Source organism: Mesorhizobium sp. LSHC420B00 (assembly GCF_000503055.1).
Classification (GTDB): domain Bacteria; phylum Pseudomonadota; class Alphaproteobacteria; order Rhizobiales; family Rhizobiaceae; genus Mesorhizobium.
On record NZ_AYVY01000001.1, the window covers coordinates 564817 to 590272 of the forward strand.

27 protein-coding genes are annotated in these 25456 nt (G+C 60.5%); 19 read left to right on the forward strand and 8 right to left on the reverse strand.

Going from position 1 to position 25456, the window contains the following annotated elements; all coding sequences use genetic code 11:
* Positions 1 to 281: 281 nt before the first annotated feature.
* The gene (locus tag X760_RS74265) at positions 282 to 509 is read right to left on the reverse strand and encodes a DUF680 domain-containing protein (RefSeq protein ID WP_084642389.1); all 228 of its coding nucleotides are present in this window, start codon (positions 507 to 509) and stop codon (positions 282 to 284) included.
* Between the two features lie 425 nt (positions 510 to 934).
* Here X760_RS74265 and X760_RS43415 point away from each other — a divergent pair, with 425 nt between their 5' ends.
* The 9 genes from X760_RS43415 to X760_RS43455 all read left to right on the forward strand — a co-directional run bounded on the left by X760_RS43415 (position 935) and on the right by X760_RS43455 (position 6741).
* The gene (locus X760_RS43415) at positions 935 to 1726 is read left to right on the forward strand and encodes an alpha/beta hydrolase (RefSeq protein WP_023716991.1); all 792 of its coding nucleotides are present in this window, start codon (positions 935 to 937) and stop codon (positions 1724 to 1726) included.
* A 66-nt stretch (positions 1727 to 1792) separates the two neighbouring features.
* Positions 1793 to 2551, forward strand: a complete 759-nt coding sequence (locus X760_RS43420) for an SDR family oxidoreductase (RefSeq protein WP_023716992.1) — start codon at positions 1793 to 1795, stop codon at positions 2549 to 2551.
* A 49-nt stretch (positions 2552 to 2600) separates the two neighbouring features.
* Positions 2601 to 3002, forward strand: coding sequence for a cupin domain-containing protein (locus tag X760_RS43425; RefSeq protein WP_023716993.1), 402 nt, complete (start codon positions 2601 to 2603; stop codon positions 3000 to 3002).
* A gap of 51 nt (positions 3003 to 3053) precedes the next feature.
* Positions 3054 to 3701 (forward strand): hypothetical protein, encoded by a 648-nt coding sequence (locus X760_RS43430; RefSeq protein ID WP_023716994.1) that lies wholly within the window; start codon positions 3054 to 3056, stop codon positions 3699 to 3701.
* A 270-nt stretch (positions 3702 to 3971) separates the two neighbouring features.
* On the forward strand, positions 3972 to 4493 hold the full coding sequence (locus tag X760_RS43435) for a carboxymuconolactone decarboxylase family protein (RefSeq protein WP_023716995.1): 522 nt from the start codon (positions 3972 to 3974) through the stop codon (positions 4491 to 4493).
* A 138-nt stretch (positions 4494 to 4631) separates the two neighbouring features.
* Positions 4632 to 5069 carry a CBS domain-containing protein gene (locus X760_RS43440; protein WP_023716996.1) on the forward strand — a complete coding sequence of 146 codons (438 nt, stop codon included), beginning with the start codon at positions 4632 to 4634 and terminating at the stop codon, positions 5067 to 5069.
* A gap of 128 nt (positions 5070 to 5197) precedes the next feature.
* A complete protein-coding gene (locus X760_RS43445) occupies positions 5198 to 5932 on the forward strand; it encodes an ATP-binding protein (protein ID WP_023716997.1) in 735 nt (244 codons plus the stop codon).
* Positions 5933 to 5986: 54 nt separating this feature from the next.
* On the forward strand, positions 5987 to 6268 hold the full coding sequence (locus X760_RS43450) for a GNAT family N-acetyltransferase (protein WP_023716998.1): 282 nt from the start codon (positions 5987 to 5989) through the stop codon (positions 6266 to 6268).
* 41 nt (positions 6269 to 6309) lie between these two features.
* Positions 6310 to 6741, forward strand: a complete 432-nt coding sequence (locus tag X760_RS43455; RefSeq protein WP_023716999.1) for a DUF1810 family protein — start codon at positions 6310 to 6312, stop codon at positions 6739 to 6741.
* Positions 6742 to 6807: 66 nt separating this feature from the next.
* Here X760_RS43455 and X760_RS43460 read toward each other — a convergent pair whose 3' ends face one another.
* From X760_RS43460 to petA, 4 genes are read right to left on the reverse strand one after another with little or no spacing between them, the layout of a single operon-like run.
* Positions 6808 to 7719 carry a pirin family protein gene (locus tag X760_RS43460; protein ID WP_023717000.1) on the reverse strand — a complete coding sequence of 304 codons (912 nt, stop codon included), beginning with the start codon at positions 7717 to 7719 and terminating at the stop codon, positions 6808 to 6810.
* A gap of 26 nt (positions 7720 to 7745) precedes the next feature.
* Positions 7746 to 9263: a mechanosensitive ion channel family protein gene (locus tag X760_RS43465; protein ID WP_023717001.1), complete on the reverse strand. Its 1518-nt coding sequence runs from the start codon at positions 9261 to 9263 to the stop codon at positions 7746 to 7748.
* A 23-nt stretch (positions 9264 to 9286) separates the two neighbouring features.
* Positions 9287 to 10582, reverse strand: coding sequence for a cytochrome b N-terminal domain-containing protein (locus X760_RS43470; protein WP_023717002.1), 1296 nt, complete (start codon positions 10580 to 10582; stop codon positions 9287 to 9289).
* A gap of 16 nt (positions 10583 to 10598) precedes the next feature.
* Positions 10599 to 11075 carry a ubiquinol-cytochrome c reductase iron-sulfur subunit gene (gene petA, locus X760_RS43475; RefSeq protein ID WP_031193388.1) on the reverse strand — a complete coding sequence of 159 codons (477 nt, stop codon included), beginning with the start codon at positions 11073 to 11075 and terminating at the stop codon, positions 10599 to 10601.
* Positions 11076 to 11534: 459 nt separating this feature from the next.
* On the opposite strand from petA, the gene X760_RS43480 reads away from it, so the two are divergent.
* The 10 genes from X760_RS43480 (at position 11535) to X760_RS43525 (ending at position 21648) form a co-directional block, all read left to right on the forward strand.
* A complete protein-coding gene (locus X760_RS43480; RefSeq protein WP_023717005.1) occupies positions 11535 to 12119 on the forward strand; it encodes a glutathione binding-like protein in 585 nt (194 codons plus the stop codon).
* A gap of 339 nt (positions 12120 to 12458) precedes the next feature.
* Entirely contained in the window at positions 12459 to 13514 is a 1056-nt protein-coding gene (locus tag X760_RS43485; RefSeq protein ID WP_023717006.1) for an alpha/beta hydrolase, read from the forward strand.
* Positions 13515 to 13701: 187 nt separating this feature from the next.
* Positions 13702 to 14874, forward strand: a complete 1173-nt coding sequence (dgoD, locus tag X760_RS43490; protein ID WP_023717007.1) for a galactonate dehydratase — start codon at positions 13702 to 13704, stop codon at positions 14872 to 14874.
* A 5-nt stretch (positions 14875 to 14879) separates the two neighbouring features.
* Complete coding sequence (locus X760_RS43495; RefSeq protein WP_023717008.1) at positions 14880 to 15656, forward strand: SDR family oxidoreductase; 777 nt, start codon at positions 14880 to 14882, stop codon at positions 15654 to 15656.
* A 32-nt stretch (positions 15657 to 15688) separates the two neighbouring features.
* A complete protein-coding gene (locus X760_RS43500) occupies positions 15689 to 16672 on the forward strand; it encodes a substrate-binding domain-containing protein (RefSeq protein WP_023717009.1) in 984 nt (327 codons plus the stop codon).
* 94 nt (positions 16673 to 16766) lie between these two features.
* A complete protein-coding gene (locus X760_RS43505; RefSeq protein ID WP_023717010.1) occupies positions 16767 to 18287 on the forward strand; it encodes a sugar ABC transporter ATP-binding protein in 1521 nt (506 codons plus the stop codon).
* A gap of 59 nt (positions 18288 to 18346) precedes the next feature.
* Positions 18347 to 19285 carry an ABC transporter permease gene (locus X760_RS43510; RefSeq protein ID WP_245278496.1) on the forward strand — a complete coding sequence of 313 codons (939 nt, stop codon included), beginning with the start codon at positions 18347 to 18349 and terminating at the stop codon, positions 19283 to 19285.
* Between the two features lie 2 nt (positions 19286 to 19287).
* Positions 19288 to 20088 carry a FadR/GntR family transcriptional regulator gene (locus X760_RS43515; RefSeq protein ID WP_245278497.1) on the forward strand — a complete coding sequence of 267 codons (801 nt, stop codon included), beginning with the start codon at positions 19288 to 19290 and terminating at the stop codon, positions 20086 to 20088.
* Between the two features lie 5 nt (positions 20089 to 20093).
* Positions 20094 to 20969 carry an aldose 1-epimerase gene (locus X760_RS43520; RefSeq protein WP_023717013.1) on the forward strand — a complete coding sequence of 292 codons (876 nt, stop codon included), beginning with the start codon at positions 20094 to 20096 and terminating at the stop codon, positions 20967 to 20969.
* Positions 20970 to 21228: 259 nt separating this feature from the next.
* Entirely contained in the window at positions 21229 to 21648 is a 420-nt protein-coding gene (locus X760_RS43525) for a cupin domain-containing protein (RefSeq protein ID WP_245278498.1), read from the forward strand.
* Positions 21649 to 21714: 66 nt separating this feature from the next.
* Here X760_RS43525 and X760_RS43530 read toward each other — a convergent pair whose 3' ends face one another.
* From X760_RS43530 to X760_RS43540, 3 genes are read right to left on the reverse strand one after another with little or no spacing between them, the layout of a single operon-like run.
* Positions 21715 to 22218 (reverse strand): sarcosine oxidase subunit gamma family protein, encoded by a 504-nt coding sequence (locus tag X760_RS43530; RefSeq protein ID WP_023717015.1) that lies wholly within the window; start codon positions 22216 to 22218, stop codon positions 21715 to 21717.
* Positions 22211 to 25165 (reverse strand): sarcosine oxidase subunit alpha family protein, encoded by a 2955-nt coding sequence (locus X760_RS43535; protein WP_023717016.1) that lies wholly within the window; start codon positions 25163 to 25165, stop codon positions 22211 to 22213. Before X760_RS43535 ends, X760_RS43530 begins: the two co-directional genes overlap by 8 nt.
* Positions 25162 to 25443 carry a sarcosine oxidase subunit delta gene (locus X760_RS43540; protein WP_023717017.1) on the reverse strand — a complete coding sequence of 94 codons (282 nt, stop codon included), beginning with the start codon at positions 25441 to 25443 and terminating at the stop codon, positions 25162 to 25164. Before X760_RS43540 ends, X760_RS43535 begins: the two co-directional genes overlap by 4 nt.
* Positions 25444 to 25456 lie beyond the last annotated feature (13 nt).

Consider the following 25456-nt stretch of genomic DNA (forward strand, 5'->3'; position numbering starts at 1 on the left):
TACGTAAACGGCTGCAGTCGCATTGCAGGGATCAACGCGCAAGACAGAAATCGGCACACTGAGCAATGCTGTCGGCGAAGGCCCCGGTCAGGCGCCATTCAACGGACTTTGTCCTCGCTGAGGGCGCTCCCTCGGTCAATCTCGACAGGCGCGGACAGGCCGGGCACGAGGCGGCCGGGCAGTGGATTTGCCGACAGACGGACCTCCACGGAGCCGTATTGCCGATACGGCGGAAGGACCAGGGTCACGCCCTGGTCCGTTCAATTTTCTGCAGGTCGGGATCAGTGACCCCAGATGCCCTGGCCATATTCATCGTTGGGAACAATCGGCTTGCGTACGGTTTTCGGCACCCCGATATCGTTGCTCATTTTTTTGATCGAGGATGTATACACGTTGTCAGACGCAGTCGCAGGCTGCTGGGCTCCGTTTGATCCATAGTGGTCGCTTCCGGCAATGGCGCTTCCTGCTGTAATAACAAGCGCGGCGGCAGCAAGGGCTGTCATTTTCATTTTGGTAACTCCATTGGTAGCTTGGATGGTATTCACCCACGCAAATATAAATGCCGTGACGCAGCGACACGATCAGACGGTCCAGCTGTTTGACCCATACGAAGGCATTGGGCGATGCAGGCCGAAGGCCAGGGACTATGTCGTTGACGAGAGAAGGCTTTGCCGCCGTGTCGATCCGGCCGGCTCACCAATGCTCAACGGATCGACAGCTCTCTGGCCGCGCGCCTCAGTGTCTATTCCGGCGCCTGCCGACAATGCACACCCGGCATAGATACCTCAATCGTGCTCCGGGGCACCTGATCTCCCTGGTGACCTACCCTGCACCTTGGCATTGTATGACAGACCCTTCCGCACAATAGGCTGGCGGGCCACGTCGGCGCATTCTCCTGAGCATTGGTCACCACAGGCCACACGGGAGAAAGCAAATGCGAAACATAACTCGAGTCCTGGCGCTCACTGCGGCGCTTGCCGCGTCGGGCGGCGGGATGGCGCAGGCCGCGAATTCTCAGCCCAAGCCGACGATCGTACTGGTGCACGGCGCCTTCGCGGAATCGTCGAGTTGGGACGCAGTCATCACGAAACTCAGCAAAGACGGTTATGTAGCGATAGCCGCAGCCAATCCGCTCCGCAGCGTTGCCAGCGATGCGAAAGCAGTCTCAGCCATCGTCCGGTCGGTTTCCGGGCCGGTCGTGCTGGTGGGGCATTCCTACGGCGGGCCTGTCATCACCGAGGCCGCCAATGGCAATCCCAATGTGAAGGCCTTGGTCTACGTGGCGGGATTCGCGCCGGATACCGGCGAATCGAGCCTTACATTGTCCAGCATGTTTCCCGGCAGCACCTTGGGTAGCGCGCTTGCTCCAGTCGCGTTGCCGGACGGCGGACAAGACCTCTTCATCCAGCCGGCCAAGTTCCGCGCCCAGTTCGCCGCCGACGTTCCGGAAGAGCAGACCTTGCTGATGGCTGCCACTCAACGCCCTGTTGCGCAGGCAGCTCTGGCTGAAGCCTCGGGCGTCGCCTCATGGAAGACGCTGCCGTCCTACATGATCTACGGCTCAGATGACCGGAACATCCCGGCAGCCGTCATGAGTTTCATGGCCAAGCGTGCGCACGCGGTAAAGACCGTCGTCATCGAGGGCGCGTCCCACGCGCTCATGGTCTCGCATCCCGACGAGGTCACGTCACTCATCGAGGATGCTGCTGCATCGGTCAGTCAGTAGCAGGCCGGAAACGCCCAGCATCCGATCGAGCAACGAAAATAGACACGCAACACCAGGAGACTAGACATGAAGATCGTCGTCATAGGCGGAACCGGGCTGATCGGTTCAAAGACCGTGGAGAGACTGCGAAACAAAGGACACGACGTGCTTGCGGCGTCGCCGAATTCGGGCGTCAACACCGTTACGGGAGAGGGTCTGGCCGCCGCGCTTTCCGGTGCGCAGGTCGTCGTCGACCTCGCGAACTCGCCGTCGTTCGAGGAAAAGGTTGCCCTGGAGTTCTTCGAGGCATCCGGGCGTAATCTCTTTGCCGCCGAAACGGCTGCCGGTGTCCGTCATCACGTGGCGCTGTCGGTCGTCGGTACCGACCGGCTGCAGGGCATGGGCTATTTCCGCGGCAAGTTGCTTCAGGAAAAGCTGATCAGGGAGTCCGGAATTCCCTACACGATCGTTCACGCCACGCAGTTCTTCGAATTCACCGCCGCCATCGCAAACACGGGCGCTGTCGGAGATACCATTCATATGTCACCGGCCTACTTCCAACCCATGGCGGCTGATAATGTTGCCGATGCGATGGCGGACGTCGCGCTTGCCGCGCCGTTGAACGGCATGATCGAAATTGCCGGCCCGGAGCGCGTTCGCATGAGCGAACTTGTCGAGCGCTTCCTGAAGGCCACCAACGACCCGCGCAAAGTCGTCCCGGATCCCGGCGCGCTCTACTACGGCCAGGTGGCAATCGACGATCGAACGCTGGTGCCCGGCGAGAATGCGCGCATCGGCGCCGTGCGTTTCGATGATTGGCTCAGCCGATACACACCACCGAAGTAAGCAATCATCGGATAGGCCCACCATTCGCATTACAACAAGGAGACCAGACATGATCAAAACACTTCTCTGCGCCGCGCTCACCGCCGCTTCCGTCACCGCAGCAATGGCCAAAGACGCCGCCAGCGTGAAGCTTGTCTACGACCAGGCCCTTCCAAACGTGCCTGGCAAGAGCATGAAAGCCGTGCTCGTCGAGTACGCGCCGGGGGGTACGTCGCCGGCCCATACCCATCCCAAATCCGCGTTCATCTATGCCACGGTCCTGGAGGGGACGATCCGAAGCCAGGTCAACGATGGGCCGGTGAAGACTTATCGCGCCGGCGAGAGTTTCTCGGAATTCCCGGGCGACCGTCATGCCGTCAGCGAAAACGCCAGCAACACGGAAGGCGCTCGTCTGCTTGCTATTTTCGTCGTCGACACCAGCGAAAAGGAACTGACGACGAACGCGAAATGAAATCGTGGCCCCCCGGACCATCGGGGCGTATGCGAAGGGACGGTCAGTGACATGAATTCGATCGCCAGCCGCACACTTGCGGGGATTTCGGTCCCCGATACACCGCTTGTTGGCCGGGCGATCGAACATGCCCGCCAGCGATGTGAACCTTACTTGTTCAACCACGTAGTCCGATCCTGGCTTTTCGCGGCCCGGATCGGACAGATTCAGAATATCCAGCACGACGCGGAGGTTGTTGCCGTTGCAACCCTGTTGCATGACGTCACGCTCAATGAGGACTTCGCCGGGCCGCGCCGTTTCGAAGTGGAAGGCGCCGATCTTGCCCGCACCTTCGTTCGGGAAGGCGGCTTCGACGAGCGGCGCGCCCAATTGATCTGGGACAGCATCGCCCTCAACTCGACGCCGTCGATCGGCCTCTACAAGGAGGCTGAGGTGGCGCTTTGCACAGCTGGCATCTGCCTCGATGTCGTCGGCTTGCAATACAGCCTCGTTTCGTCAGCCGAGATTGCAAAGATCATCGGTGAGTTTCCACGCCTCCAAATGAAGCGACGGATGGCCCGATGCTTTTGCCATATCGCCGAGGTCAGGCCGGAAACCACCTACGACAACTTTGCCCGGGACTTCGGCGAGCGCTTTGTTTCCGGCTACAAGGCGACTTCGGCAGTTGATCTTGTGATGAACGCTCCCTTCGAAGAGTGAGCGCAGTTTCGATCCAGGTTCTATCGACACCGGTCGGTTCAGCCTCGCCCTTCAAGTGACCCAAACGCCGCGCACCTGTCGCATGCCTGCGGCAAAGCGAATTGCCGAGGGCAGCGTTCAGGGTGCCAATTTCCACCGCTTCCTATACTTCGGTTTAGGCGCCCCAAACCGATCGAATGGCAATACATATCATCGGCACGATAGCAACAGTTTGGCTCACCGGTCATCCTTACGCTGCAATGGATTGCAAACACCTCAAGGAGATAAGTAATGAATATTGCAGCGTCACCGGTCGCTCCGAAAGGAAAAGCCGTCGCCCAACGCGCGAGTTATGCGGAGCAGTCGCCGGAACTTCTGAAGAAATTTATTGAATTTCTTGGTGCGACGCGAGAGGGGTCGATCGAAGAACCGATCCGCGACCTTGTTGCCGTCCGAGCCGCGCAACTGAACGGGTGCACCTTCTGCCTTGATATGCACGTCAAACAGGCGAAGATTCATGGCGAGCGCGAACTGCGCCTTTACCACCTGGCAGCCTGGCGGGATTCGACCCTGTTCGTTCCTCGCGAGCGTGCAGCCTTGGCATGGACGGAAGTCTTGACCAAGCTGCCCGAGCAGGGTGTCCCGGACGAGGTCTATGATCGGGTCAGGTCGCAGCTTTCCGAGAAGGAAATCTCCGATCTGACCTTCGTCGTCATGGCGGTCAATTCTTGGAACCGTCTGAACATCGGCTTCAAACCGGTCCCGGGCTCGGGGGATGCGAAGTTTGGCCCGAGCAAAGCAGCGCTAAGCTAATCTTTGGAATGGGTCAGAATGGCGCTTGTTTTCGCGCCATTCTGACCGGCCAGGCAAAGGCGCCGACCTCGGCGACCAAACCCTGGAACCGATCCCAGCCTCCCGGCCGCGGCCGCGAGGCGCTCTCAGGAGGGCGTCATGCGCATTGACAGTCTGCATCCAGTAATATCGGCCCGTCTCATGGTGATCGACGTCGACGCTCCACTCCGCAGTGCAGCACTCTCGCTTTCCAGGCCCGCAATAGGCCTGGTCGTGGTGTGCCACGGCAGTGGGGAGGCGGCAGGCGTGCTGAGCAAGTCCGACCTTGTCCGCCATCTAGCGAATTCAGGGCCAACAGAAGCGCCGATTGCGGCATTGATGAGCCGGTCCATCGTGTCCTGTGGTCCCGATGATGATCTTCATTCAGTCTGGCAGACCATGGCCGCGCAAGGCCTGCAGAATGTGCCGGTGCTCGGGGCTGACTCGAAACCGCTAGGCGTCCTCGATATCCGTGATGCGATGAAGGCGCTCTTCAAACAAGAGGAACTGCAGGAACGGCTGCTTGCCAACTACATCAGCGGGGTCGGCTATCAATAGATCATGGTCTCGCGTTTGGATATATAGAAGTATATATCGGAGTCTTCTTAGATACAATGGATAATAAATACCATAAATTATAGTGTATTGAAGCAAATAGGTGTCGGCTGAGCCAACGGGGTAATGAAATGTTTCGTCCGGACATAAAAGAAGATGTCTTCGACAGCCCATCCGATGGTCCTGGAAGTGGTATGTCCGTGCAAATGTCGACGGCCGGCATCGTCCATGACCTGGGCAATCTCATTCAGGTCGCCTCGTCGGCGTTGAACCACCTGGCCCGCGATCCGAGCATCCAAGCGGCTCCGGCGCTTGGGCCTGTAGTTGCCGGCGCCAAAACGGCTTTGGAACGGGCTGGTGGCCTTGTCCGGCAAACCATCAGCCTGGCCCGAGAGAGCCCCGCGGAAATCGAATACACAAACGTAGGTGCTTGCCTGGCTGAGATCGAAACCCTCGTGCGGAGCGCCTTGGATGCCAATTTCGGTCTTGAGCTTCGGGTTGGATCGGACCTGCCTTTGGTGAGATGCGATCGCCTTGGATTGCAAAATGCGGTTCTGAATCTTCTGTTCAACGCGCGCGATGCAATGCCTGACGGCGGCTTCATCTCGATCGATGCCGGCTTGGCCTCTGAAAGCTCTACCGCCGGTCAGGTAGATATCCGTGTCGCGGACAGCGGTATCGGGATGACCAGCGAGACGATGGTCTGCGCCTTCGATCCGTTCTTCACCACCAAAAGCGAAGGCCTCGGCGGCGTCGGTTTGCCGATGGTGAAGCGCTTTGCCGAGCAGTCAGGCGGAAGCATCGATATTCAGAGCACACTTGGGGCAGGCACGACCGTCACTCTGCGGTTGCCTGCGGTGCGATAGCGGCCGGCCAATCTCCCTCCGGTGACAAACGTGACATACAATCGAGAGATAAAGATGGATGCACAAGTCGTTGAAAACGTCGAACAGGACCGTTTCGAGCTGCCGATCGCCGGCGATATGTTTGCGGCGGCCTACTATCGGCTCGAGGGCGGGAAGGTCGCGCTGATACACACCGAAGTCCCGTCGGAATTTTCCGGACAAGGGATCGCGTCGCGATTGGCGCAGGGCACCTTCGAGCTGCTCCGCAAAACCGGCCGTAAAGCGATCTTGAAATGTCCCTTCATGAGCCGCTTTTTCGCCAAGCACCCGGACTATGCAGATGTCCTCGACGGCTAGTCAGGGCACGAATGTTGAGGGTTTCCCAGGGATCTATCCTAATGCACGACGAGTATGATTTGCAGAGGTTCGTCAGCGCACAGGATCCGGTCTACGACGACGCGCTGGCTATTCTCCGTCAAGGAATGATGTGCACTCCCTATATGGAGTTCATCTTCCCAAGGTTGGCCACCAGGCGAAGCGGTACTGCGCCTGAGCCATATTCAATCACATCGCTCGACGAAGCCAGCGCTTATCTCTCATTTCCGATCCTAGGAGGCCGTTATCGGGAATGTGTTGGCACCCTGCAGCGGCTCTCCGGCCTAAGCGCTCGCGCTGTCTTCGGTGAGGTTGATGCGAAGAAGTTGCACGCGTCCCTCACGCTGTTTTCCGAAGCAAGCAACGACGAGTTCCTGCTCGAGACAATCTTCGACGTCTGGTTCGACGGTTTGCTCGACGAGGAAACGATGAACGATCTCTACTTGATATCGTAGTGGTCTGCCTACGCCACCGGCGTAAAGCTGTCGCGGCGCTGAGGTCACCATCCGCTGCCTTATCCCTCACACGCTGCGATCTGGCAGAGGCATGAACTCGTGGTCTCCCGGCACGCCGGAGAAGCGGCGTTCGCGCCAATCCGCCTTTGCCTGCTCGATCCGTTCGGCTGAAGAGGAGACGAAGTTCCAATAGATATGACGTGGCTCGGAAAAGGGCTCGCCTCCTATCAGCATCAGCCTCGCCGCATGGAAGGCAGGCGCCTGGAGCACAATCTCAGCGCCGGGCGCCAGAGCTATCAATTCGGCCTCATGAAACGTCCCGAACTGGCCGACAATTCCAACCTCACCGGCGACGATGTAGATTGCACGCTCACGGTGTTCGGGTTTCACCTGGTATCGCGCACCGCTCGTGAGCACAATTTCGGCATAGACCATGTCGGAGAACGTCCTTACCGGCGAGACCAACCCGTCGGACGCGCCGGCGATCAACGTAAGCTCGACGCCGTCGGCACAGATCCTGGGTATTTCGGGAGCGCCAAAATGTGCGACGTCGGCGGCAATTTCTTCATAGCGGGAGGGGAGGGCGATCCAAGCCTGAGCGCCGAAGAGATTGCTTCCCGACGCCCGGACTTCCGGTGGCGTGCGCTCGGAATGGACGATGCCCGACCCGGCCGTCATCCAGTTGACCTCGCCAGGACGGATGGTCTGCACTTTACCGAAATTGTCGCGGTGGACGATCTCGCCGTCGATCAGGTAGGTCACGGCCGCAACGCCGATATGCGGATGCGGTCCCATATCGAAACCGTGACCTGCGTCGAATATAGCGGGGCCGAAATGGTCGAACAGGATGAAGGGCCCGATCATCAGGCGATTCGAGGAGGGCAATACGCGCCTTATCTTCAGTCCGTCGGCAAAATCACGGATAGCCGGCTGGATGATTGTATCGATGCCTGTGATATCGCTTTGGCGGATGGTCATGGATCTCTGTCCTTCTGCATGCCTTGTCAGCCAGGTGCTCGAACGCGCTTGAACGGAGCGGCGCGAAAGACTGTCTGAATGGCTTTGAGGAGCGCGAATTTGGAGCTCGCGTGGTTCTGTCCGGCGATGCCGCTTTCATTAAGAGCCGACACCCTCTTCGACAGGATCGCCGCAAGATCTTCAGCCATTTCGGGCCTTTCGTGCAGCAGCGGCGCAAAGCTTTCCTGGTCTATCTCGTAAACCTCGACGGGGGTCATTGCCCGCAAACTCGACATCTCGCCAATGCCGGCGAGCAAGCCGGTCTCGCCGAAGAAATCGCCGGGTGCAAGCCGGCCGATCTCCTGCAGGTGAGCATCGTCCTCGCCAATTTGCCGGACGATAACTCCCGTCCGTACGATCATGAGCGACGGCAGCATCTCTCCCCGTCGTGCGATGATCTCGCCCTTATGGTAGGTGCGAACCGAGGCCGCTGCGGCGAGCGACTCCTGCTCGGTATCCGTTAGCGCCGAGAATACCGGTATGGACCTGATGAGTTCGATCGGGGTGAAGCTTTGGGAGGCTGCCTTCTCGTCGCTCAGCCGGTTGGTCATGGCAATCGAAGCCGAAAGTGGCTCCGCCAGCAGCATGCCGGTCGACTTTGAATGGCGATAAATGAGATCGAAGATTTCGTTCCGAGCGGCACTTCGCTGGTCAAGATTTGCGACGCGAAAAAACAACTCGATCTCGATAGCTGCCGCATCCAGGCTTCTGATTGTGACCAAAGGCGAAGGGTCCTGGAGGATTGAATTGCAGCTCAGCAAGACGGTGCGCATGAGGTCTACGATGATCGCCGGCGTCTTCGTTGGCGCCATCTTGACGGTTACGGCAAGTCCATGGCTCTCGTCCGGGCCGCTTAGATTTGTTACCCCGATCTTGGCGAGAAGGCTGTTCGGAAGCGCGACGACATTGTGGGTCGGGGTCAGGAGTTGGGTCGACCGCCAGTTGGTCTCGACAACGCGGCCTTCGGTTCCGTCGCTCAGAATGATCCAGTTTCCAAGTACGTAAGGGCGGCCGAGGTTAAGCGCGATCCCCGAAAATACGTCACCGAGCGTATTCTGGAGCGCCAGTCCCAGGATGACGGCAAACACGCCGGACGTGGCAATGAGCGTTCCGACCGGCACCGCAAAGACGAACGCCAGGATCGACAGGAACATTCCAGCATAGACGATACCGACCACGACGTCCTGCAGGAGACGTGCCTCGCGCGGCTTTCGCTCAAAAACGAGATAGATACGGACAAATCCGATTAGCGCCCAGGCAAGGTGAACCCACCAGAGCAGCTTGACCGAGCCCATGAGGATCGCTCCTCCGGTTGTCTCGTTGTCCCCTGCGGCCTCGTATGGCACGACGCGCAGGTCGAGAACCATGGCCGACATCGCGAGGAAAAAGCTGAGTTGGACGACCAGCTTCGCATTGGCGAAGCGTCTGGGGATGAGGGTCCAAACGACGATCCCGGCGAGGCCGAGCAACACGATGTAGACCAGAGGAGAGTTCCACCAGTTCATGAACGATCACCGCCATTCACAGTTCAATGTTTGGCCTCCGGCCCGGCGATCGGGCCTCGGCCGCTGGCCTTGTCTTTTTCGAGAACTGCTTCGGTGATCGAATTCGGCAGCCGTCGCGGCTTTTCGATCAGCCCGAGCACCGGAATGGCGATGACGAAGAACGCAAAATAGTAAAGCGTCGCCAGTTGGGACATGACGACGTAGGCGCCTTCCGCCGGTCGGGAGCCGAGCCAGCCGAGAAAGAGGGCATTGGCAACGAACAGCCAGAAGAGCACCCTATACCAGGGGCGGTAGACCGCCGAGCGCACCTTCGAGGTGTCGAGCCACGGCACCAGGAACAGCACCGCGATCGAGCCGAACATCGCGAGCACGCCGCCGAGCTTGGAATCGATCGGCCCGATATTGAAGGTGATGGCCCGCAGGATCGCGTAAAACGGCAAGAAATACCATTCCGGCACGATGTGGGCCGGCGTCTTCAGCGGATTGGCGATCGTGTTGTTGTCGGGATGGCCGAGATAGTTCGGCAGGTAGAAGACGAAATAGGCGAAGAAGAACAGGAACACGAGGATGCCGAAGGCATCTTTGACGGTGGCATAGGGCGTGAAGTCCACGACATCGGTTTTCGATTTGACCTCTATGCCGGTCGGATTGTTCTGGCCGACGACGTGAAGCGCCCAGATATGCAAGGTCACCACGCCCGCAAGCACAAATGGCAGCAGGTAATGCAGCGCAAAGAAGCGGTTCAGCGTCGGATTGTCGACCGCGAACCCGCCGAGCAAAAGCTGCTGGAGCCAGTCGCCGATCAGTGGGACGGCCGTGAAGAAGTTGGTGATGACAGTAGCGCCCCAGAACGACATCTGTCCCCAAGGCAGCACGTAGCCCATGAAGGCCGTCGCCATCATCAGCAGGAGATTGGTGCAACCGAGCACCCACAGCAGCTCACGCGGCGCCTTGTAGGAACCATAGTAGAGCCCGCGGCAGATGTGGATGTAGACGGCAATGAAGAAGAACGACGCGCCGTTGGAATGGAGATAGCGCAGCAACCAGCCCGAATTCACGTCGCGCATGATCTCCTCGACTGAATTGAAGGCCAGTCCCGTATCAGGAGCGTAATGCATGGCCAGCACGATGCCGGTCAGGATCTGTGAAACCAGCATGATCGTGAGAATGCCGCCGAACGTATAGGCATAGTTCAGGTTGCGCGGCACCGGATAGACGATGAAGCTGTCGTGCACCAGCCGCGGCAGCGGCAGGCGGGCATCGAACCAACGTGCGATTCTGGTTTTGGGCGTATAGGTCGAGTGTTTGTCGCCGCTCATCGAAATGCCCCCTGCCTCAACCAATGCGGATCTTGGTGTCGGAAACGAACTGGAACACCGGTACCGCCATGTTCTCGGGTGCCGGACCTTTGCGGATGCGGCCGGCGGTGTCGTATTGTGAACCGTGGCACGGACAGAACCAGCCATCGAAGTCGCCTTCCTGACCATGCGGGATGCAGCCGAGATGGGTGCAGACCTGGACCATCACCACCCAGGCTTCCTTGCCCGGCATAGTTCGGTTAGCGTCGGTTGCCGGCGCGTCGACCGGCAGGTTGGCGTTGCGGGCGATTGGATCCTTGAGCTCGGCGAGACTGACTGACTGGCCGTCCTTCATCTCTTGCTCAGTGCGGTTGCGCACGACCACCGGATTGCCGTGCCAGTCGACGATCAGCGACGTTCCTGGCCTCAGCGAGGAGACGTCGACCTCGATCGCGTCGGGCGCTTCGACGTGCAATGTGTGCTCGGCTGTGGAGGTTTCGGAAAGGTCGGCCATGATGGCGACTCCTATGTTGGAAGCTGCGTCATCGCGTTGGTGGCAATCGAGCAAAAGCAGGCCACAGCTTTCGCCTTCCAGTCTGCTCATGCCGCGCGGAATATGCCGGCCGTGGCCGGGTGTGAGCCATCGTGCCAACGGCGCGTGCGTCCAATACTTTCGTTTACGATTTCCTGAGCGAAGGACTGGCCGGGCTGGCGATGACGCCGTCATGGAAGGTTCTGAATTCCTCCAGGTAACCGTTGGCCACTGAGCTGAGATACCGTCCGGCATTGCGCACGGCGATCCCGAACTTCAGCCCGATCATACCTCGGCACAGGCATGCCTAGCTGTCGGTGTCGTAGTCGTCGTCCCCGCCAAGTGCGAGTTTTTGGAGCAGTTGTCTCGCGTGGCGCTGGGCAGGTTTTCGCCCGGCGACGACCAATTGCGGAACTCAATCGGGGTCAGAAAGGGAAAACGGTGAAACTCTACTACAGCCCTCTCGCCTGTAGCCTGGCGGATCACATCGCATTGGAAGAGGCCGGTGTTTCCTTCGAGCGCGAAAGCGTGAACCTCAAAACCAAACGAACGAGCTCCGGGGATGATTTCACCACCGTCACGCGCAAGGGCTATGTTCCAGCCCTCGTGCTGGATAGCGGCGAAGCGCTGACGGAAAATATCGCAGTCCTCGACTGGATTGCGTCACAATACCCGGCACTGGGAGTGGCGGGGCCGTTGGGCCGTACCCGCGTTCTCGAAGCGCTGGCCTACGTCTCAACTGAAATACACCGAAGCTTCAAGCCGATGTGGCACCAAAGCAGCGATGCCGAAAAGGCCAAGGCGAGCGCGGCGATTACGAGCCAACTCGAGTTCGTCGCTGACGGGCTCGAGACCGACTATCTGTTCGGCGACAAACCCAGCGTGGCGGATTTTTATCTTTTCGTGATGCTGCTTTGGGCGGCCCGCTTCCACGTCCCTGTTCCCGCGCCTTTGCAAGCGCTTCGCGCCCGAATGGCTGCGCGACCGGCCGTGCGCATCGCAATGGATCGTGAGGGCCTCGTCTAAAAGCCGAGGGTGGCTCCGAGCATAAGATCAGACGCAATATATCCTCTCACCCCAACAAAGATCAGGAGTCATTCTCATGCTGCCGTTTCTGCGGATGCTACATCCAGCCGCTTCCAAGCGCGGGGACGGCCTACGTCTCGAATTTCTCAGGAGGGAAATCGAGGAAACGCTGGACCTTACCGGCATCCGGTCAGAATTCGCCGCACTGCCTCCTGGCCGAGCGGTTACAATCCTGGATTCGTCGCAGTCACCGTCGGAATAGGCGCAATATTTCCTGTCGGCCGATACGGCGGCGGGTTCTGGTCGCTCCCGCTTGTTGGTCATCATAGAGGCTTCATCATGAATGCGAATAAAGCTCCCGAGACGGTCGATCATCGCCGCCGACGCATTGTTGGTGCAACGGCAATGACGTTCGCCGCCACCGAACTCGGCTTGAACGCACCGGCAGCCACTTGGACGGTCGAGGCGAAGGCATCCGCGATGCAACCCAGGCAGAAATCATTCGGCTCGCTCAGCCAGGTCAATGCCGGAAAGCTGAGCGTCGGATATGCGGAGCTAGGGCCCGCCGAAGGTGCCCCAGTGATCCTGCTTCATGGCTGGCCTTATGACATTCACACTTACACCGACGTCGCTCGCCTGCTTGCCGCAAAGGGGTACCGCGTGATTGTGCTCTACCTGCGCGGCTACGGCACTACGCGATTTTTGTCGGACGAGACGATGCGCAATGGCCAGCAGTCGGCGCTCGCCGCGGATGCGATCGCGCTGATGGATGCGCTGGGGATCGAAAAGGCCACGATCGCCGGCTGCGACTGGGGCGCCCGAACGGCCAATGTCGTTGCCGCGCTCTGGCCGGAGCGTTGCAAGGCGATCGTCTCGGTGAGCGGCTATCTAATCGGAAATCAGCAGGTCGGCGTGGTGCCGCTGCCACCGGAGGTGGAGCTTCAATGGTGGTATCAGTATTACTTCGCCACGGATCGCGGCCGCGCCGGCTACGAGAAATACACGCGCGATTTCGCCAAACTCATCTGGAAACTCGCTTCGCCGCAGTGGAATTTCGACGATGACACCTTCCAGCGCAGCGCCGCAGCCCTGGACAACCCGGATCACGTCAGCATCGTCATTCACAATTACCGCTGGAGGCTCGGCCTGGCACATGGCGAGCCGGAATATGACGTTCTGGAAAACCGGCTGGCCGAAGCTCCCGTGATCACAGTGCCGACCATTACCCTTGAGGGTGATGCCAATGGTGCACCCCATCCCGACAGCAGTTCCTACGCCAAGAAATTCTCGGGCAGATACACGCACCGGATCATCATCGGCGGTATCGGCCACAACTTGCCTCAAGAAGCCCCGCAAGCCTTTGCCCAGGCTGTCATCGACGTCAGCGAATACTGATCAGGCAAGCTGAGTGAGCTGCTGATGCCTGCGCTGGATGGGTGGCGAGGACATGATGGTTGCGCATTTGCGCTGAACGTCGAGGCGAGGCGCTGGTCCACATCGATGTTGCGCTTGACTCGTTCATATTATCCGTAATAAATCATACATATTGCCTCGAAAAATGACGGCAGGTCTGGGAGGACCAATGAAAATCACGGCCATCAAGGCGCGCGTCTGCAATGCGGAAATGCGCAACTGGGTCTTCGTTCGCGTCGAAACCGACGAGCCCGGGCTGTTTGGCTGGGGTGAGGCAACGCTGGAATGGAAGACCCGAGCCGTCGTTGGGGCGCTTCAGGACCTTGAGGCCCTGCTCATCGGGCAAGATCCGCGCAATGTGGAGCAGTGCTACCAGATACTTACGCGGCACGGCTTTTGGCGTCTTGGCGTCGAGGGAATGTCCGCCGTCAGCGGCATCGAGATCGCGCTCTGGGACATATTGGGCAAGTCGTTGGGCGTCCCCGTCTGGCGCCTTTTGGGCGGTCGGGTCCGCGACTATCTGCGCACCTATACGCATCTCGGCCTCGGGGACATGAAGGCGGTCTATGAGACCGGATCCGCGGATGCCATCGTGGAACGCGGACGCATCGTGACGCAAGCAGGCTACGATGCGGTCAAGGTCGTCTGCATTCCCTACACCCACTACGTGTCTCCTGCGAAGGCAGTCGATTCTGTTGCCAACATGGTTGGCTCACTTCGCGAGGCGGTAGGCCCGGATATCGACATCATGGTTGATTTCCACGGACGCCCTGCATCGGTTAACGCGGCGATGGATTACCTCAAGGCAATCGAGCCGGCCCGCATCATGTTCGCGGAAGAGCCCGTGCCGCCCGAAGATGTTGCCGGACTGGCGCATATCACGGCGCGATCGGCCGTGCCGATCGCGTCCGGCGAACGGCTGATCGGGCGCCGCGAATTCACGCACTCGATCGCAGCCCGCGCCTTCAACATTGCCCAGCCGGATATTTGCCACACTGGCGGTCTGCTCGAGACAAAGAAGATCGCGGCCATGGCGGAAACCGCAGGCATCGGCCTTGCGCCGCACAACCCGCTCGGTCCGATCGCCGGTGTGGCTGCTCTTCATTTCGGCATATCGACCCCAAACGTTGTCATTCAGGAGGAGATGTCCGGTGCCGTCGCCTGGTACGACGATGTCGTTACCTGGCCAATTCGGCGCAAGCCAGGCCGCTGGGATCTGCCCGAACTGCCGGGCCTTGGCGTCACCGTCAAGGAGGACGTTATCGCGCGCCACCCCTTCAAGCAGGAAGTGCTGCATGCCCGCAACGCCGTCATGCCGGACGGCACCGTGGTCGACTGGTGAATGCAATGGCAGGCCGGCTGCAAGGAAAGATCGCAATCGTCACAGGCGCCGGCCAAGGCATCGGTGCCGCCACCGCCCGGGCTTTTGCGATGCATGGGGCAAAGACCGTCATTGCCGAACTGAATGCGGCAAGCGGCAAAGCGATCGCCGACGAACTGCGTGTCGGAGGCGCCGACGTATCGTTCGTCGAGACGGATGTCACGGACGCATCCGCGGTCGCGGACATGGTCGCCCGCACGATCACGAGCTATGGCGGCGTCGACGTTCTCGTCAACAATGCCGGTGCCAACGTCTTCTACGAACCACTGGCGATGCCGGATGAGGAATGGGACCGCTGTCTCAAGCTAGACCTCCAGGCCGCATGGTTCTGCGCCAAGGCAGTCTTGCCGACGATGCTGGCGAAGGGCTCGGGGTCTATCGTCAACATAGCGAGCTGTCACGCGTTCCAGATCATTCCCCATACATTCCCGTATCCGGTCGCCAAGCATGCACTTTTGGGCCTGACCCGTTCCCTGGCCATCGAATATGCCGCGCGCGGTATCCGGGTGAACGCGATCGCCCCCGGCTATATCGAGACGCCGATCGCGGAAGCCTACTGGAACACATTCCCGAACCCCGCCGAGGAGAAGCGGCGAGCCTACGACCTTCATCCGCCCAAGCGCATTGGCCGGCCGGACGAGGTTGCAATGACGGCGGTTTTCCTCGCTTCGGACGAAGCGCCGTTCATAAATGCCGAGACGATCACCATCGATGGTGGGCGCTCGGTTCTCTACCACGACTAGCAACGACCATCGAGCTCTCAGGGAGGATCTTCATGAAAACCACAACAAAGGCTTTGGCGACATTTGCGGTACTGGCTGCCGGACTGATGAGTGGCGCAGCAAGCGCAGACGACATCAAGATCGGCTACATCAACAAGATGGGAGACCATCCATGGTTTGTCGCCGAAGTCGGCGGCGCCAAGAAAGCGGCCGAGGCGGCAGGGGCTGCGTTCGTGTCGCAGGACGTTCAGTTCGACGCCAATTTGACGATCACGACCTTCGATACGATGGTCGGCGATGGCGTAAAAGGCATCGCCATTGTCGTCCCCGACAAGGCGCTGGGACCGGTCATCGCCGAGAAAGCAAAGGCCGCAAAAATTCCCTTGGTGGCGGTCGACGACGACATCTACTACGAGGACGGCACTCAGGTCCCCTATGTCGGCATGAATGCCTACAACATCGGTGCGCGGGTGGGCGAAGAGCTTGCCAAGCTCTACAAGGCCGACGGCTGGGCGGGTAAAGAGGTGCGCATCGCGTCGATCGAGGACCGCAAAGCGGATACCTGCATGCAGCGCAACAAGGGCGCGGAAGAAGCATTCCTGAAGGCGGTGTCCGATTTCAAGCCGGGCAATATCGTTCGCGTCCCCTACGACAATACGATGGTCAACGCCATCGACGTGATGACCACCACATTGACGGCCAATCCCAGCGTCACGAACTGGATATTCTATTCATGCAACGATGATGGCGTGCTGGGTGGTGCGCGAGCCCTGGAAAACGCCGGCTATACCGCAGACCAGGGCATGGGGATCGGCATCGACGGGAGCCGCGCTTGTGACGCTTTCGGATCCGGAAAGCCCTCGGCGTTCCGTGGTACGATGTGGCTCAATTCGGAAAATCATGGCGCGCTGGCGGTGAAGATTCTCTTGGCCTCCATCAAGGACGGAACGAAGCTTCCCGTTCAGTCCTTCACGGACCCGGAATACATCACCGCCGAAAATTTTGCGTCGGACTACAAAGCCAAGCTCTGCCACTGAACCAGATATGCGTCATGCCGCAGGGCGCATGACGCTCTTTGGGCCGGCAGTTCGTCGGCAGGCACACGGGATCGATCCTCGGGAGTGAGCTTTGATGCAATCGGATTTCTTCTCGCTCGACAGGATATCGAAGCGCTTCGGCGTCGTGCAGGCGCTCGACAATGTCTCGATTGCCTTTCGGCCAGGAGAGGTGCTCGCTCTGGTTGGCGAGAATGGCGCCGGCAAATCGACAATGATGCGAATTCTCGAGGGCGTGTTCGCACCGGACACCGGCACCGTGCTGTATGGCTCCACGCCGATCGTTTTCAGCGAACCGCGCGACAGCCACAGAGCCGGAATACGCGTCATCCATCAGGAGCCGGAGATCGTTCCGAACCTGACCGTGGCCGAGAACATTTTCGTCGGCGAACTGCCACGGCTGGCAGGCGTCCTGCTCGACTGGCATAGGCTCGAGGAGCAGACCGACAAGGTGCTTGCGACCTTCGGCATGCAGCAGGATATGCGGGCGCGTCAACTCTGCAGCACGCTCGGTCCGGCACAGCGCCAGATGATCGAAATCATGCGCGCCATACGTGCTGGCGGCCAGCTGATCGCATTCGATGAGCCGACCTCGTCGCTGACCGACGACGAAGCGCGCCGTCTGTTTTCAGTAATTCGGCGGCTGCGCGAAGAGGGCACTTCGATCGTCTACATCTCTCATAGGCTGAACGAGGTCATCGACCTTGCGGATCGCATTGTCGTTTTGCGGGACGGCCGGCTGGTCGACGATTCCCGCGCGGACGGTGCCAGCGAGCAGACCATAGCCAAACTCATGGTCGGCCGTGACATCGCCGATCTGTTTACGCGCGAGACGTGGCAATCGGGGCTACCGTTGCTGGAGGTGGCGGGCTTGACCACCGACCACGTCACCGATGTGAGCCTCAAGGTCCGCCGCGGCGAGGTGCTCGGCATTGCCGGCCTTATGGGTGCGGGTCGATCCGAGCTGGCAAAGGCGATTGTCGGCTATGATCGGCGCCTCGACGGAACCATAACGATGAGCGGCGTGCCCGTTGGCCCCAACAGTCCGCATGCAGCGATCGTGGCAGGCATCGGCTTCGCCCCCGAAGACCGCAAGCACGAGGCCCTGCTGCTGTTCCGAAGCATTCTTGACAACGCCTCGCTTTGCGTGCCCGACAAGACGTCGACCTTCGGCTTCTTCAACCGGCGCAAGGCACTGGAGATCGTCTCACCGCTTGCAGCAAAGATGTCGATCAAGGCGCCCAACCTCGACGAACAGGTTTCGAAATTGTCGGGTGGCAATCAACAGAAGGTCGTTCTCGCGCGCTGGCTTGCCCGGCAGCCGATGCTTCTCATCCTCGACGAGCCGACCCGCGGCATCGACATCGGCGCCAAGGCGGAAATCTATCGCCTGATCGATGAACTCGCCGCAAGCGGTATCGGCATAATCCTGATTTCCTCGGAAATGCCCGAACTGATCGGGCTCGCCGACAGGGTGCTTGTCATGGCTGGAGGCCGGATCACGGCCGAACTTTCCCGCCCAGACATCGATGAGGCCACGATCCTGAAGCACGCCATGCCGCAACCTGTAGCATCGCTCGGAGGACAAATTCAGTGAACAGCCTTGAGCTCAGGACAGCAACAACACAAACCGGCAAAAGACGCCCTTCCTTGCGCATGGCAGAGCGCATCGGCATTCACAACATAAGCCTCCTGGTTGCTCTCGCCATTCTCGTGCTCATTTTCGGCACTCTGAGAGGCGACGTGTTCTTCTCGAGCCGAAACCTGCTGAACATCGGTCTGGGCATTACCATCCTGGGCGTCCTGGCGATGAGCCAGACCGTGGTCATCGTCGCCGGCGGGCTTGATATTGCCGTCGGCGCAATCGTCGGTCTGACCACAGTATCGACGGCAATGGCCATCCAGGCGACCGGATCGCCGGCAGCGGGCATTCTTGCCGGCCTGGTCCTGGGTGGTCTTGCCGGCCTCGTGAACGGCATCATCATCACCTACGGGCGGGTCAACGCTGTCATCGCGACTCTCGGTACGATGGCGATCTTCCGCGGCATCGCGTTCATCATATCCGATGGGCAATCGATCGCGATTTTCAGCGACACTTTCCGCTTCATTGGGATCGGACGAATCCTCGGCCTGCCTCTGCTGATCTGGATTCTTTTGCTGACCGCGATCGTGTTCCATCTCTTCCTTGCCCGCTCGATCGTTGGCCGCAACATCTATGCCCTGGGCGGCAATCCCGTTGTTGCACGCTTCTCCGGCATCAACATCAACCGCTACCGTGTCGGCATCTACATCATGAGTGGAGTGGCGGCCGGATTGGCCGGGATTCTGTTGGCTGCCCGTACCGGCTCGGGGCAGCCCGTATCCGGATCCCAAGGCCTGGAACTCGAGGCCATCACAGCGGCCGTTCTGGGTGGCTGCGCCTTGCAGGGCGGTAAGGGCACGATCGTCGGCGCACTACTGGGCGTCGCCATCATTGGTGTCCTCAACAACGGAATGATACTGACGTCCGTGCCAACCTTCTATCAGTTGCTTGCCAAGGGCTCGCTGCTGATACTTGCTGTGGTAATTGCCGAGTACCACTTGAACAGGACATGACGATGGACACGGCGATCGCTTCGACTGGCCAAGGCAAGCAGGACATTCCTGCCGCAGATGGCGCCACGTCATCGCTCAAGGATCGCATCGCACGCGATCTCGGACAGCGAATCCTCGCCGGCTCCTACGCGCAGCACTCCGTCTTGCCGACGGAAGCTGAACTTTGCGTTATCTACGGGGCGAGCCGCACGGCGCTTCGCGATGCTCTTCTGACGCTTTCGGCGAAAGGATTGATCGAGGCACGCAAGCGGGCCGGGACGCGTGTGCGCGTGTCGAGCGAATGGAACAGGCTGGATGCACAGGTTCTGGAATGGATGCGCGATATCGAGCCCGATCTCGATTTCGTCCGCGGATTGATCGAGGCGCGGCTGATCATTGAACCCGCGGCCGCCCACCTTGCGGCCAAGATGGCGACGTCAGGCGATCTCGCAGTCATCGAAGCCGCCTATGAGGCCATGCGCATTGCTCCGCAGGACGACCTTGCTGCGTGTCTCGATGCCGACGTCAGGTTTCATACCGCCATCCTTCGTGCCAGCCGCAACCCGGTGTTCGCCAATCTCGGCAATATGCTTGCTGCCGCCCTCAGCTTCTCCTTCCGATTGACCACATCGGCCACCGCTAATTACCAGCAGACGCTGAGCGCGCATGGCGACGTGCTGGAGGCAATCCGGATGCGCAGGGCCGACGACGCTCACGATCAGATGAAGGCGCTCATCGGGATCGCGTCGAACGACCTCCTTGCAGTGGCTCGCAAAGGCCGCCATCCACAGCCGATCGCCGCTGCCAAGGCCGATACCGTCTGAAACTGATGGTCCGAACGATCAAAATCGGAAGCGGAGACCTGTCCGCTGAAATCGTCCCGTCGCTTGGGGCAGGTCTTGCGAGACTGGACCATGGGCGCGTGCCGATCTTCAGGCCTTGGCCAAACGGCGGGAGCAGCAACCCATTCGACCTTGCCTGCAACCTGCTTTTGCCGTGGTCGAATCGCATCTCGGGCGGCGGATTCACATTCGACTCCAAATTCCACGAACTGCCTGCCAATGTTGCAGGCGAGCCATTTCCCGTTCACGGCAATGGATTTTCGAGCGAGTGGGACGTCGACAGCGTAGCGCAAGATAACGCAAAGCTGTCCCTTATCAGCAAAGGACCCGGCCCATACCGATATCGCGCCGATGTGAGCTACGCGCTAGCCAGACAAGGGCTCGAGCTGAAGCTTCGCATCGTCAATCGGGCCTCGGTCAGGCTGCCGTTCGGGCTTGGTATCCATCCATGGTTCCCGAGAACGGCACGGACCGCGCTTCATGCGCCGGCCTCGCAGGTTTGTCTCGAACTGCCCAGCCATCTCCCCGAACGGTTTGTGGATGTCAAAACCCGTCCCGATTGGGATTTCGGCGCCCCGGCCGTATTGCCGAGCGGATGGATAAACAATCTGTTTGCCGGCTGGGACGGCGTCGCTACCATATCGTGGCCGGAGCACAGTTGCAGCCTGCGGATTGAAGCTTCGTCGCCCTTGAACTTCTACCTGGTCTATTCGCCATCGGACGAGAGCGACTTCTTCTGTTTTGAACCGGTCAGTCATGCGGTCGATGCTCACAATCGTGGTTCGATCGACAAATGGAATGGACTGTCGGTGCTTGGCCCTGGCGAGAGTCTGGCAGCCCGTTGCAGCTTCGCCGTCAATTAGACGGACCTCTGCGGCGCCCTCGAGTTGGCGTATGTCGGTGTCGGCCAGCATGTCCGGTTAGCCGGCTTTTCGTCCAAAGTGAGCTTGGGAAGAGGGAACTCCGGCGACCGGGAACCCGTGAGCCCGTTCGACGTTTGCCGGATGTCGCTGCGCAGTTTGTCTGCTTGACGGCACGGTACGGGCCTACTCCGAATGTACCTGGCAGATTGGATCAATGACAGATGTTGACCCAAAGGAATTCGTGCTCGCAGGCATCGTCATGAAGCGACTGGTCTCCGGCGAACAGACGGGAGGCTTGTTGAGTCTCTTCGAAAACCGAAGCGACGGGCAGACGAAAACACCAATCCATGTTCACGCGAATGACGACGAGACAGTCTACGTCATCGAAGGGCAGTTGGCCGCAATTGTGGCCGGCGAGGTCCGAACGCTCTCGCCCGGTGAGAGCATGTTTTTGAAGCGCGGCATCCCGCACCAGCTCGTGAATCCCGGCAACCAGCCCGTTCGCTACATCCTGATAGACACGCCAAGTGTGTTCGAGCAGTTCCTCGCCGAAGGTGGCCATGAACTCGGCAAGGGAGAGGTGGTCGGGCCGCCGACGCCTGCCGATATCGAGCGGCTCAAAGCAGCCGCGCCGAAATTTGGGATTACGCTTCTGCAAGACTGGCCAGCAAGAGAGTAAACGGTTTCGTGATAGCGGCTTGGATCGGCCGCTAAAGCCGATCCTTGCCCGAGAAACCACCATTGGCTAGCCATCCGCAATCCAATCCGAGAGGCTGCGGGCAAAACTTCGCGGCACGATGAGTTCGCACGCGGCCTCGCCGGTGCGCAGGAAGAGCACGGAGACATGATGGAAGGATGTCTGCACGGCGCGGCCCGGAGCGGCGGCCGGCGCGTGCCAGTCGACGGTAATGCAGCCGGACAGAAGCCTTGCGATGTCAGGGCCGGCCATTTTCAAACGAACACGACCTTCGCCGAGGGGAACAGAACAGCCGAGATCGGGGTCGACGGAAAGCGCGGGCGCTTGCGTGCCTTCGTCGAGAACCAGCCAGAGGCGGCGAGGTGCAATGCGGATGATTAGAAGCCCCTTGTGGCGAACGGTCTCTCCGACCGAAGCGGGAAGTTTCGTGCCGAGCGACGCCGAGACGCTCTTTTCGAATTGTCTCAGTGTCCCGTCCCAGCCCTCGATCTGGATAAGCGGACAATCGGCCACGGATAGGCTGAAATCCCGAGAAGAGGTCAAGCTAGCCATGCAGCCGTTCTCCCTGTGGATCGAGGAATACTGGCGAGACAATGCGGGCGCGAACTGTTTCGGCCTTCATCGGATAGACCGCCACGACCTCGCTTCCTTCTGCCGCGACATCGCCGGCAAGCAGGGCCAGCCCGACATAATGGCCGCGCTCGGGGCTGAAAGTGACGGAGGTGATGCGACCGCGCCCATGGCCATAGGGTTTCTCATCCGGCAGGAACAGGATGGCGCCGCCGCGCAGGCGTTTTCCGTCCTCGATGCATTCCAGTCCGACCAGGCGCTGCCGGTTGGGCGCCCGGAGGGCAGGGCGCCGTCGCAGGACGTCGCCGACGAAGCCGCTGCGCTTGCCGGCCATGCGGCCGAGGCCGAGATCGTCGAGCGTCGTGCGTCCATCGATTTCAGGTCCGGCGACATGGCTCTTTTCGACGCGCAGCGCACCTAGCGCCTCGACGCCGTAAGGCTTCAGGTCGAATGGTCTGCCGGCTTCGAGCAGACGGCTCCAGAGCTGTTCACCGGCAGTGGCGCCGGTATAGACTTCGTAAGCGCGCTCGCCGGAATAACTGAGACGTAGGATGCGGAGCGCACGGCCCCCCCATCCGCTTTCGAGTAGTCCCATATGCGAAAGCGCCGCGTCGGAAACGTCGAGAGCGGGAAACGCTGCATTCAGGATCGCGCGGCTGTTAGGCCCGGCAACCGACATCGCCGCCCATTCGTCGCTGACCGAAGTGACGGCCACGCGCAAATCCGGCCAGGCCGTGTCGAGCAGGAATTCGAGACGCGACAGCACATCGGCGGCCTTGGCGGTCGAAGTGGTCATGAAGAACCGGTTTTCCGCCAGCCGCGTCGTGGTGCCGTCGTCGAAGACGATGCCGTCGTCGCGCAGCATGACGCCGTAGCGGGCGCGGCCGACCGCCAGCTTGGCAAAGCCGTTGGCGTAGACGCGGTCGAGGAAGATTGCCGCATCCGGGCCTTGGACGTCGATCTTGCCGAGCGTGGAGATGTCCATCAGCCCCGCGGCCTGACGTACATTCCGCATTTCGGCGACATAGGCTTCATTCACGTCATGTCCGGACTGCCGGTAGAAATAGGGCCGCATCCAGAGCCCCACCTCGAGCATCTCGGCGCCGTTGGCCATGTGCCAGTCGTGCATTGGCGTGCGGCGGATCGGCTTGAAATGATGGCCGATGGCGCGCCCGGCAAGCGCCCCGATGGCAACCGGCGTATAGGGCGGGCGGAAGGTCGTGACGCCGGTCTCGGGAATCGTTGCGTTGCGCAGCGCCGCCATCGCGGCAAGCGCCGGAAAATTGCTGGTCTTGCCTTGATCGGTACCCATGCCGAGCGTGGTGTAGCGCTTCAGATGCTCGACCGATTCATAGCCCTCGCGATGGGCGAGTTCGATATCCCTCGTCGTCACATCCATCTGAAAATCGACGAAGGCTTTTCCATGTCCGACGGAAGGCGCTTCGCGAAGTAGCGTCGTGGCGGTGTCGCCGAGATCGAGTTTGGCCGGAGCGGGAACCGGCGCCGACTTGCCGCCGGAGGCTGCCGCGTCGATGCCGGCGCGATGACCGTCCTCGATGGCATCGGCAGTTGCATAGGCCCCAATCATCGCGCCGGCACCTAGCCGGCCGGCCGGAAACGCGCCCGGCACGAAGCCGCCGATATCGTCGCGATAGACAGGTTTGACACCGAGGTGCGAGGTGAGATGCACGGTTGGCGACCAGCCGCCGGACACGCAGACCAGGTCGCAGGCGGCCGAGGACTGGCCCTCCGGCCCGTTGAGCGTTACGTGCCTGACGGCATGGCCGCCGTGCAGGTCGACGATCCGCGTCCCGGCCCGTATCATTACGCCGAGCCGTGCGGCTTCCGCGGCAAGTGCTGCGGGCGGGACTGCGCGCAGATCCGCAACCGTCACCTCCGCGCCGGCTGCGGCATAGTCGAAGGCGGTGCGCCAGGCACCGTCATTGGTGGTGGCGACAATGATTTTCTTGCCCGGCAGGACAGCGAAACGGTTGAGATAGGTCCGGGCGGCTGAGGCAAGCAGGACGCCGGGCCGGTCATTGTTCGAGAACACCATCGGTCGCTCGATGGCGCCAGTGGCGAAAACGATCGAGCGGGCGCGCAGCATGGTGACCGTTTGCCGCGCCTCGCCGTTCGGCTTCGGACCGGTTGGATCGCGCTGTTCGACCAGCCCGATGACATTGCCGTCATAGCTGCCGAAAGCGGTTGTCCGCTTCATCAGCACGACGGTTTCGAAGCCCTTCAACTCGGCCTCGGCCTGCCTCAACCATGCGGCCGCTGCGCTGTCGGACGGTTCCGCCAGAAGCTGGCCGCCAAGCAGGAAATCCTGCTCGATCAGCGCGACCCGCGCCCCGGCCGCGGCGGCTGCCCGCGCTGCTGACAATCCCGCCGGGCCGCCGCCGACAATTGCGACATCGGCGAAAGCATGACGAACCTCGTAGCGGTCGGGATCCGGGCCGGTGCCGGCTCTGCCCAGACCGGCCGCCTTGCGGATAAAGTGCTCGTAGAACATCCAGGCGCGGCGCGTCGGGCCCATGAAGGTCTTGTAGTAGAAGCCGGCGGACAGAAACGGCGCCAACAGCCCGTTGACGCTTTGTACGTCGAAGGCCAGCGATGGCCAGCGATTCTGGCTTTCCACGTCCATGCTGTTGGCGAGTTCCAGTGTCGTCGCCGGCAGGTTCGGCTCGCGCCTGCCTGCGATCCCGAGCGTAACCAGCGCATTCGGTTCCTCCGGCCCGGCGGAAAAGATGCCGCGCGGGCGATGATATTTGAAGCTGCGCCCGACGAGAGTGACGCCGTTGGCGAGCAGCGCGGAGGCAAGGGTGTCGCCGCGATATCCAATCAGCTTGCGGCCGTCGAAGGTGAAATCGAGCGGCACCTCGCGACTGATACGGCCACCCACCGGCAGGCGTTTGCGGTTCGAACTCATGCCGGTGATTTCCTGAGAGTTGATTTCCTGGCGAAGTCGACTGATGCGACGGCATGGTTGCGGGTGTCGCGTTCGACCACCAGCCATTGCCGGCAACCGGTCACGTGCTGCCAGTATTCACGGTGCGGGCCGGCCGGGTTTGTCCTGATATAGACGTAACGGTACCAGGCCTCCGGATCGGGATCGTCATGGGCCGGACGCGTGACCGAGGCATCGCCGCCGTAGCGGAACTCGTCATGGTCGCGCGGGCCGCAGCAGGGGCATTCGATGCGCAGCATTTTGTTCCGCCTC

Excerpts from the sequence above, each read along its gene's own strand:
- X760_RS43425 (WP_023716993.1), top strand. The coding sequence starts at position 2,601 with ATGATCAAAACACTTCTCTGCGCCGCGCTCACCGCCGCTTCCGTCACC.
- X760_RS43535 (WP_023717016.1), bottom strand. The coding sequence starts at position 25,165 with ATGAGTTCGAACCGCAAACGCCTGCCGGTGGGTGGCCGTATCAGTCGC.
- petA (WP_031193388.1), bottom strand. The coding sequence starts at position 11,075 with ATGGCCGACCTTTCCGAAACCTCCACAGCCGAGCACACATTGCACGTC.
- dgoD (WP_023717007.1), top strand. The coding sequence starts at position 13,702 with ATGAAAATCACGGCCATCAAGGCGCGCGTCTGCAATGCGGAAATGCGC.
- X760_RS43525 (WP_245278498.1), top strand. The coding sequence starts at position 21,229 with ATGAAGCGACTGGTCTCCGGCGAACAGACGGGAGGCTTGTTGAGTCTC.
- X760_RS43540 (WP_023717017.1), bottom strand. The coding sequence starts at position 25,443 with ATGCTGCGCATCGAATGCCCCTGCTGCGGCCCGCGCGACCATGACGAG.
- X760_RS43485 (WP_023717006.1), top strand. The coding sequence starts at position 12,459 with ATGAATGCGAATAAAGCTCCCGAGACGGTCGATCATCGCCGCCGACGC.
- X760_RS43470 (WP_023717002.1), bottom strand. The coding sequence starts at position 10,582 with ATGAGCGGCGACAAACACTCGACCTATACGCCCAAAACCAGAATCGCA.
- X760_RS43430 (WP_023716994.1), top strand. The coding sequence starts at position 3,054 with ATGAATTCGATCGCCAGCCGCACACTTGCGGGGATTTCGGTCCCCGAT.
- X760_RS43520 (WP_023717013.1), top strand. The coding sequence starts at position 20,094 with ATGGTCCGAACGATCAAAATCGGAAGCGGAGACCTGTCCGCTGAAATC.
- X760_RS43530 (WP_023717015.1), bottom strand. The coding sequence starts at position 22,218 with ATGGCTAGCTTGACCTCTTCTCGGGATTTCAGCCTATCCGTGGCCGAT.
- X760_RS43455 (WP_023716999.1), top strand. The coding sequence starts at position 6,310 with ATGCACGACGAGTATGATTTGCAGAGGTTCGTCAGCGCACAGGATCCG.
- X760_RS43465 (WP_023717001.1), bottom strand. The coding sequence starts at position 9,263 with ATGAACTGGTGGAACTCTCCTCTGGTCTACATCGTGTTGCTCGGCCTC.
- X760_RS43420 (WP_023716992.1), top strand. The coding sequence starts at position 1,793 with ATGAAGATCGTCGTCATAGGCGGAACCGGGCTGATCGGTTCAAAGACC.
- X760_RS43440 (WP_023716996.1), top strand. The coding sequence starts at position 4,632 with ATGCGCATTGACAGTCTGCATCCAGTAATATCGGCCCGTCTCATGGTG.
- X760_RS43445 (WP_023716997.1), top strand. The coding sequence starts at position 5,198 with ATGTTTCGTCCGGACATAAAAGAAGATGTCTTCGACAGCCCATCCGAT.
- X760_RS43510 (WP_245278496.1), top strand. The coding sequence starts at position 18,347 with ATGGCAGAGCGCATCGGCATTCACAACATAAGCCTCCTGGTTGCTCTC.
- X760_RS43450 (WP_023716998.1), top strand. The coding sequence starts at position 5,987 with ATGGATGCACAAGTCGTTGAAAACGTCGAACAGGACCGTTTCGAGCTG.
- X760_RS74265 (WP_084642389.1), bottom strand. The coding sequence starts at position 509 with ATGAAAATGACAGCCCTTGCTGCCGCCGCGCTTGTTATTACAGCAGGA.
- X760_RS43515 (WP_245278497.1), top strand. The coding sequence starts at position 19,288 with ATGGACACGGCGATCGCTTCGACTGGCCAAGGCAAGCAGGACATTCCT.
- X760_RS43460 (WP_023717000.1), bottom strand. The coding sequence starts at position 7,719 with ATGACCATCCGCCAAAGCGATATCACAGGCATCGATACAATCATCCAG.
- X760_RS43435 (WP_023716995.1), top strand. The coding sequence starts at position 3,972 with ATGAATATTGCAGCGTCACCGGTCGCTCCGAAAGGAAAAGCCGTCGCC.
- X760_RS43415 (WP_023716991.1), top strand. The coding sequence starts at position 935 with ATGCGAAACATAACTCGAGTCCTGGCGCTCACTGCGGCGCTTGCCGCG.
- X760_RS43495 (WP_023717008.1), top strand. The coding sequence starts at position 14,880 with ATGGCAGGCCGGCTGCAAGGAAAGATCGCAATCGTCACAGGCGCCGGC.
- X760_RS43500 (WP_023717009.1), top strand. The coding sequence starts at position 15,689 with ATGAAAACCACAACAAAGGCTTTGGCGACATTTGCGGTACTGGCTGCC.
- X760_RS43505 (WP_023717010.1), top strand. The coding sequence starts at position 16,767 with ATGCAATCGGATTTCTTCTCGCTCGACAGGATATCGAAGCGCTTCGGC.